This is a genomic window from Winogradskyella bathintestinalis, assembly GCF_030407435.1.
Lineage (GTDB): Bacteria > Bacteroidota > Bacteroidia > Flavobacteriales > Flavobacteriaceae > Winogradskyella > Winogradskyella bathintestinalis.
The window spans coordinates 1-2,816 of the sequence record NZ_JASDDK010000025.1 but is presented as its reverse complement, the minus strand read 5'-3'; the positions used below and the strand labels follow the sequence as shown (position 1 = coordinate 2,816).

Genomic DNA, 2,816 nt, shown 5'->3' with positions numbered 1-2,816 from the left:
AAGACCGCCAAATTTTTAATTTGGCTTTAAAACTGAAAAGTTAAATCAAAATATAAAAATTCGGCTCTGTGTTAATCCGAAAAGTTAGTGTCTTTTTACACGCTACGTTTCATACACAAACCGTTGTGTGTAATGCGAGAAAAATCCGTTAGAAAAGAATGGCAGGAGAAAAAATAAAAACAAATATTCAATGTCAGAATATTGCACCAATTAAAAACTTAACGAGATTAATTTCTTCAAACTCTCTTAAGATAGGTATTTTTGCAAATAACGGAAGCGGAAAAACATTTATTAGCAGACTATTTAGACTTACGGAAAACACCAATGAATTACAGCTTGAAAATGAAATTAGTCCAACAGATAAATTAATTACAATTGGAAAATCAAATAGTAATTTTTCTTTTTCAATAATTGACAAAAAAGGAATTACACAAGAGGATTTTAAAATTGAATTAAAAAAAGGAGTTATTCCAAATCTTCCTAAAACCAAATACACATATCATACATTTAATCAAGATTATGTTGAAGAAAACATAAGTGCTTTGAGTTATGAAAAAGATAGTGAAATTGAAGGTTTTATTCTTGGAAAAATAAATATTGACCTAAAAGAAGATGAAGAAAAATTATCGAAAATAGAAAAAGAAGGTTCTGAACTAAATGAACAAATAAAGATTGATACAGAAAAATATGTTGAAGAAAAGGTTAGTAATATTCAAAATATAAAAAGATTAGGAGATTATAAAATACTCGAATTTCAAAACATCTTTAATGGAATACAAAAAGAGAAATATGATATTTCTAAAACATTCGATGAACTAATTGAAGATTACAACAAAATTAAATCTGTTCCAGAAAACCTAGATGATATAAAACAAATTGAAAAACTAAAACTAGATTTTAAATTACTAAATGAAATAAAAGAAAATTGCCTTAAAGAATATAGTTTAAGTGAGTTAGCAACAGAGTTTAAAAATAAAATCAAGGACAAACAACTTTTTGTTGAAACAGGTATTACCTTACTCGATTCTGAAAAAAAAGATTGTCCATTTTGCGAACAATCTTTAGAAAAAGATGCTTTAAATTTAATAGATAAATACACAACTTACTTAAATGATATTGAAGCAAATACAATAAAGTTATTTAAAGAGTATGAATCTTCTCTTGAAAAATACATAATTACACTTACGAACATTGAAATTCAAAATACTAAAAGAATAAATGAATTCAATAAATACAAAACTAAATACATTCCTTCAAGTGAAGAAATAGAATTGAATAGTTTAGATATTGAGTGTTTAAGAAGACAAATCGAACTTATAATAGAAAGTGTTCAGGATAAAATAAAGAACATTAATAAATCAATTGATTTAACTGACGAACATCTACAAAGTTTAGAAAAATCAGAAACACTCTTTAATGGAGTTGTATCCTCAAACAACGAAGAAATTGAAGCTATTAATAATAAAAAAGATAAAATTGGGGAAGAAAACAAATCTACAAGAAAAGAGATTATTAAGTGTGCTTATAATCATCTAATTGATGAACACAAGAATAACATTGAAAGTGTAATAAAATTGAGAGCTCAATGGAAAACATTGAATGATGAAATAAGGAAAAAAAGAGAACAACAAAAAGTAAGTAAAAAAGAAAAAGTAGCTTCGACAATAAAAACAGTTCTTAATTACTTTTTTGCTAAAAAGTATACTTTAGATGAAGAAAACTTTAGATTAATATTTGATAAAAATACTCTCGAAAAAGACCAAGCAAAAAATATCTTAAGTGAGGGAGAAAAAAACATTGTTGCATTCGCCTATTTTATCGGAGATACTCACTTAAAAGTTGAAAATGAAGATGATTATCAAAAACTTTTCTTTGTAATTGATGATCCAATTTCAAGTATGGATTTTTCACACGTTTATACTTTATGTGGAGTAATAAGAGATATTTCAAAAATTATAGATAAATTAAAACGTGAAAGATTCCTAATCTTAACACACAATAATGATTTTATGCGTGTTCTAGCTTCAAATAATATTATTGATAAAAAATTACTTCTCAAAAAAGGAGAATTAATCGATTTCAATAATAATTTAACTGTTCCTTACATAAATCATTTGATGGATATTTATGAAATCTGCAGAAAAAACGGAATTCCTACGCATACAACTGCAAACTCAATTAGACACATTATTGAAACACTAACAAAATTTGAAAAGATTGATGTAACAGGAGAAAGTATTGCCGAGTATATCAAAGAAAATATTAAAGACGATACTAAATCATACACATTAATTAATGATTTATCTCACGGAGGTTGGAGAACGGAACAAGCACCAATTACTGATGAGGATTATATTGAAATATGTGAAACAATAGTAAAACATATTGAAATTAAATACATTGGACAAGTTGAATATTGTAAAAAGATATGTAAATAAAGCACTACACACAACACCGTATATAATTTATTGCTGGCTTATCGCCTACTTACGAAAGTCCTCGCGGACTTTCTTGGTCGGTAATTATTTACTAAATTAGTTGCTTAAACCACGCAACAAACCATATACAAACACGTTGGCATTAATTTGAAAAATGTACTTTCCTGAAATAGGTTGACTAAAAATTCATCATTTAATGATAGTCACTTATGAAAGCACAAAAAGAACACTGGCGAAAAAAAAGCTATAATAAAGCAACTTTAGAACTCAAATTATTCGTCGTTGACCAAATTCAGAATGGTCAGATTTCTACAAACTTTGCATCTAAAAAATATGATGTTCCCAGAACAACTATCTCCTATTGGATTAGAAAATACA

The 2,816-nt window shown here is 26.6% G+C and carries 1 protein-coding gene; it reads left to right on the top strand.

All coding sequences use genetic code 11. From position 1 onward, the window contains the following. Positions 1-158 precede the first annotated feature (158 nt). Complete coding sequence (locus QMA06_RS16385) at positions 159-2,438, top strand: AAA family ATPase (RefSeq protein WP_290207993.1); 2,280 nt, start codon at positions 159-161, stop codon at positions 2,436-2,438. Positions 2,439-2,816 lie beyond the last annotated feature (378 nt).